This is a genomic window from Nonomuraea lactucae, from assembly GCF_003313395.1.
GTDB lineage: Bacteria > Actinomycetota > Actinomycetes > Streptosporangiales > Streptosporangiaceae > Nonomuraea > Nonomuraea lactucae.
Window position 1 is genome coordinate 1 of sequence record NZ_QNFZ01000185.1, and the last position, 4178, is coordinate 4178.

At 68.3% G+C, this 4178-nt stretch carries 7 protein-coding genes; 5 read left to right on the forward strand and 2 right to left on the reverse strand.

The genetic code is table 11. The features are described 5' to 3' along the window. Positions 1-194 precede the first annotated feature (194 nt). Entirely contained in the window at positions 195-323 is a 129-nt protein-coding gene (locus DQW85_RS47620; RefSeq protein ID WP_275888196.1) for a hypothetical protein, read from the forward strand. Between the two features lie 74 nt (positions 324-397). Here DQW85_RS47620 and DQW85_RS44405 read toward each other — a convergent pair whose 3' ends face one another. Together DQW85_RS44405 and DQW85_RS11955 are read right to left on the reverse strand one after the other, a co-directional pair. Further along, positions 398-664 carry a hypothetical protein gene (locus tag DQW85_RS44405; RefSeq protein WP_162794917.1) on the reverse strand — a complete coding sequence of 89 codons (267 nt, stop codon included), beginning with the start codon at positions 662-664 and terminating at the stop codon, positions 398-400. 301 nt (positions 665-965) lie between these two features. Beyond that, a complete protein-coding gene (locus tag DQW85_RS11955; protein WP_275888197.1) occupies positions 966-1574 on the reverse strand; it encodes a recombinase family protein in 609 nt (202 codons plus the stop codon). A gap of 57 nt (positions 1575-1631) precedes the next feature. On the opposite strand from DQW85_RS11955, the gene DQW85_RS11960 reads away from it, so the two are divergent. The 4 genes from DQW85_RS11960 to DQW85_RS11975 all read left to right on the forward strand — a co-directional run. Further along, positions 1632-1949 (forward strand): hypothetical protein, encoded by a 318-nt coding sequence (locus tag DQW85_RS11960; protein ID WP_113700405.1) that lies wholly within the window; start codon positions 1632-1634, stop codon positions 1947-1949. Between the two features lie 656 nt (positions 1950-2605). Further along, complete coding sequence (locus tag DQW85_RS11965; RefSeq protein ID WP_240197105.1) at positions 2606-3328, forward strand: conjugal transfer protein; 723 nt, start codon at positions 2606-2608, stop codon at positions 3326-3328. An 81-nt stretch (positions 3329-3409) separates the two neighbouring features. Further along, positions 3410-3655: a hypothetical protein gene (locus DQW85_RS11970; RefSeq protein ID WP_205315055.1), complete on the forward strand. Its 246-nt coding sequence runs from the start codon at positions 3410-3412 to the stop codon at positions 3653-3655. Positions 3656-3710: 55 nt separating this feature from the next. Then, a partial coding sequence (locus DQW85_RS11975; protein ID WP_162794918.1) for a conjugal transfer protein occupies positions 3711-4178 on the forward strand: 468 nt, incomplete at its 3' end.

Below are 4178 nucleotides of genomic sequence, written 5' to 3' on the forward strand. Positions count from 1 at the left end.
TGCGTCTTTGGGACACCAAGCCCGTCAACCGCATCAGGAGGACGTCTCGGTGTTCAAGACCTTCGAAGACTTACTACGCCTCGTCCGACCAGCATTGGTCAGCCCGCGCCGGCCCTGGGCTGCCGCGGGCTGCCGCAGGCCGGTCGTCTCCCTGCAGGCTCGCGGTCGGCGCGGGCGACAACCGCATGGCTCTCATGCGCGAGGACGCTTGGGCACTGAGGCGCTGCCTCGACGCCGCCCTGCATGCCAGCCCGGCCGACAACACCCCGCCCGAGCCCGAGCCCGAGCGCGCGGGCGCGTGGCGGACGACCTCCTGCCCTTGACGCTGACGGCGTCGAGATGGCGCGGGCGGTCCCGCCGTGAGGTTCGCCCAGCACGGAGGGGAATCAGGCGGCTCTTACGTTGTTGTACGTTCTTGTCGCCGGTATTTGCCGAGTGCGATGCCGTACTCACGCTTGAAGTCGTTGGCGAAGGCGAACTCCGAAGCGCAGCCGACCTGCCGGGCCGCCGCGCTCAGGGGCGCCTCGGAGTCGCGCAGCAGCCGTTGCGACTGTCCGGTGGGATCGCGATGGATGCAGCTCACAGCACCGATGACCGCCGGGTCGCCCAGCGCCGCGGCTCGCGTCTGGCGGGGACTCCTCGCGTTGCCCGAAATAGAGGCCATCCTCGCTGGGACGCAGAAGAGTTCAGTCAGGAGCTGGAAGGGGTGTCGGCCAGCGCATGATCGAGGCGCCCGGGGACCGACCGGGCGCCTCGGCTGTACCCGCACGACGACCGCGACCGGCTGGTGTCCTTCGGGAGCAGTCCTACGCGCCGAGTCTCCGGTGAATGCCTTCGACAACGCCGCTCTGGCCGAAACACGAGCTGTCATCGACACCCTCTGTACTGTGCGCCTCTATCCCGCTCCACGGGGGCGCAAGACGTTCGCCCCAGAGACAGTGGAGATCATCTGCCGGTTCGGCACGTCAACCGGACGAACGCCGTAGCGGCGTGCGCGACGAACTCGCCGAGATGCAATTGGAACCGCGGGCCACCCAAGTCGGCCGAACGCCTCGCGGGGGCCGGCCCATCGCGGCACGCTGTCGTTGTGCGGCGCTCTGCCTGGCCCTCTCTACTTCAGCGCGTGCGACCGATGCCTTGATCCTGGCGAACAGGCGTCCGCCGTCCGTAGATAGATCGGCTTCGCCGTTGGCGGTCACGAGTAATAGACCGGGCTCGGTGGCTGCATCGATCCAGTCTTCAAGCTGTCGGGGCTGGCGAGTCAGACGGTCGAGGTCCCAGCAGATAACGGCATCGAACCTGCCGTTGGAGTAGTCGCGGACCATGCGGTCGTAGTCGGGACGCACATTTGCCTTGTCCGACGCGCTGATGCTGTTGTCGGTGTAGGTGGCAACGATCTTCCAGCCACGCTCACGGGCGATCCGCTCGCAGTCGGCGCGCTGCCGTTCGACTGCCAACCCTTCTCCCGTGTGGTCCAGGCTGATACGCAGATAGATGGAACTCCGCTTCAACGTCTGAGCCCCGTCCTGAGGGCGGATGATGCCTGTCTGAGGGACAGATGAGGCGTCAACCACTTTGGGGCCCCGCGCGTCGAATCGTCACGGCGTTCACGCTGACTCGGGAGGGCCCTCATGATCCGTCGCATCATCCGGAAACGACGTCCCGTACCCTCGCTCACGGGCATCAGCCTCGAGGAGGAGCTCGCCCTGCTGCGGGTCGAGCTCATGTACGGCCTGCGCGTCAACCGCGAGGCGTACCTGCGCAGGAAGGTGGACGAGCGCGAGCAACTCGCCGCGCGGATGCGCGACGGCGACGCCGCCGCCCTGCTCGCGGACCTGCGCGACTTCCTGGAGCGGGCGGTGCCGGCCCAGCATGAGCCATCGGCGTCCGTGGTGGACATCCAGACCAGGCGCCACTCCCCGCCCGCCCAGGACCCCGAGCCGGCCTGACCGGCCGGACAGGGGCGGGCCGCGTGCCGGAGGGTACGCGGCTCGCCGCTTCTTATACCAAATACGCGGGTCGCGACAGTCCCAACGCCATTCGGACAGGAACTTCTGGCCCCATGGTTATGCGGCGTCGGGTGTCTGGCCTGGTCACGCGCCGATTCGGTGCGATTCGGACAACTGCTCCCAGTCCGCCGTGTCATGCGTTCTCGGTTTGCCCCCAGACGGCGATGCCTGCAGCATGGGCGTGGCTTTCCTGGAACAATGGCGGAGACCGGATAGGGTGACTGCTTCACCACGGATCATGGGGATCGGCAACGGACGACACCGCGCCCTCCGGGGGGATGGGCGCGAGCGGAGGCGTGATGGCTCGTAGGTCAACCGTCCAGCACGGTCCTCGGATCGCTGGCGACCCCGAGCTTTCGGCACCCCCGGACCCGTCCGGCTTCGACGAGCCGCCGCCGCGCAGGCTGCGCCGCGGCCGCTGGTCCGGTGGTGGCGGGCGTTGGCTCGTGTGGACCGGCCGCGTCATTCTCTGGGCGCTTATCGTAGTAATTGTGGTTAATGGGGTTCGTGCACCATTTGAGCGGTTTACTCAGCCGAATACCCCCGCTCCGAATGAGGTCGCCGAGGCGGGCGACGGATTCCCGACGGGCCGGGGCATGGCCTTCGCCGCGCAGTTCGCGGGCGTCTACCTGAATTTCAGCCCCGCCGACGCGGCGAGCAGGGCCAGCAAGCTGACCGCCTTCCTGGCCGAGGGCATGCAACCGCAGCTCGGCTGGGACGGCAACGGCAAGTTCGCGGCCGTGGCCATCCAGCCCTACGACATCAAGGCCGGTGACGCCAGCAACGCCGTCGTCTCCGTGGCCTTCCAGTCGGGGGCGCGCAGGCTGCTGCTGTCCGTCCCGATCTACTACTCCGGCGACGACGCGGGCGGCAGGTTCGTCGTCTCGGGCAGGCCCGCGATCCTGCCCGCGCCCGCGCCCGCCGACCTGCCCCAGGTGGCCGAGCCCGAGATCGACGACGTGGCGACCGCCGAGCTCAAGCCCCAACTGGAGGGCTTCTTCAAGGACTACGCCTCAGGCGACACGGCCAGCCTCCAGCGCTACCTCGCCGTCGGCAAGACCCTGCCGAGCTTCGGCGGGGCGTTCACGTTCGGCGGGCTGCAGGATCTCGTGGTGCCTGTGGGGGGTGCCACCCGGGAGGTCCAGGCGGTGGTGGTGTGGGTCGTGCCGGGCACCACGCCGCAGGCCGATCCCAACGCCACCACCGACCCGAGCGCGACGGCGGCGCGCATCGAGCAGGTCTACCGCCTCACCGTCGAGAAGCAGGGCGACAAGTGGTACGTCAACGACATCCGCGGCGCCGGTCGGGCCGTTGGATAGACGCACGACCGCGCTGCTGATCGGCACCCCCCGGGAGGACAAGAAGTGATCTTGAAGACCATAGTGCTCAACCTGATCGAAATGACGCCGACACCCACTCCGACCGGCGTCAACACCGAAGGGCTCGCCAGCTTCCTGCGCGCGTTCTTCGCCCCGCTCTTCCTCGTCGTCGTGTCCGTGGTCGCGCTCTTCTTCCTCTTCACCCGCGAGATCACGAGATTCGTCCAGTTCCTGATCCTGGCCGTGGCCATAGGTGTGATCTTCTACGTACCCAACATCATCGAGGTGACCGCCAAGGCGATCGCGGGCGCACTGGGCATCAAGTAAAGGGTTGAGACCGCCGCGCGGCGGTCATGAACGAGCGGGCGGAGAGGAGGACGGCGTGGACCTGCCCACGTACACGAATATCTGGCGCATCGAGAAGCGGCTCTACAAGCTGTACGACCTACGGCTGCCGATGCCGCTTCCCATCGTCTGGATAGGCGTGTTCGTCGGCGTGTTCGTGCCGTGGTCGCTCCTGCTGGTCCTCGTCGGGGTGCCGGTCCAGATGCCGTGGCACGTCCTGTTCCTGGTGCCGCCCGGCATCGTGACCTGGCTGTCCACCCGGCCCGTCATCGAGGGCAAGCGGCTCACCGAGCTGCTGGAGTCGCAGCTGCGCTACCTGGGGCAGCCCCGGGCCTGGTACCGCCTGTCGCCGGTCGCGGAGCCCGAGACGGTCACCTTCTCCGGGCGCGTGTGGCACACCAGCCCCGCCCGAGTGCGCGTGAAGAAGCCGCGCAAGGCCCGCGCCGGGCAGGGCAAACGCCAGGCCGAGCGCGCCGCCGGGCCGCGCCAGGTGCGCCCCGCCGTG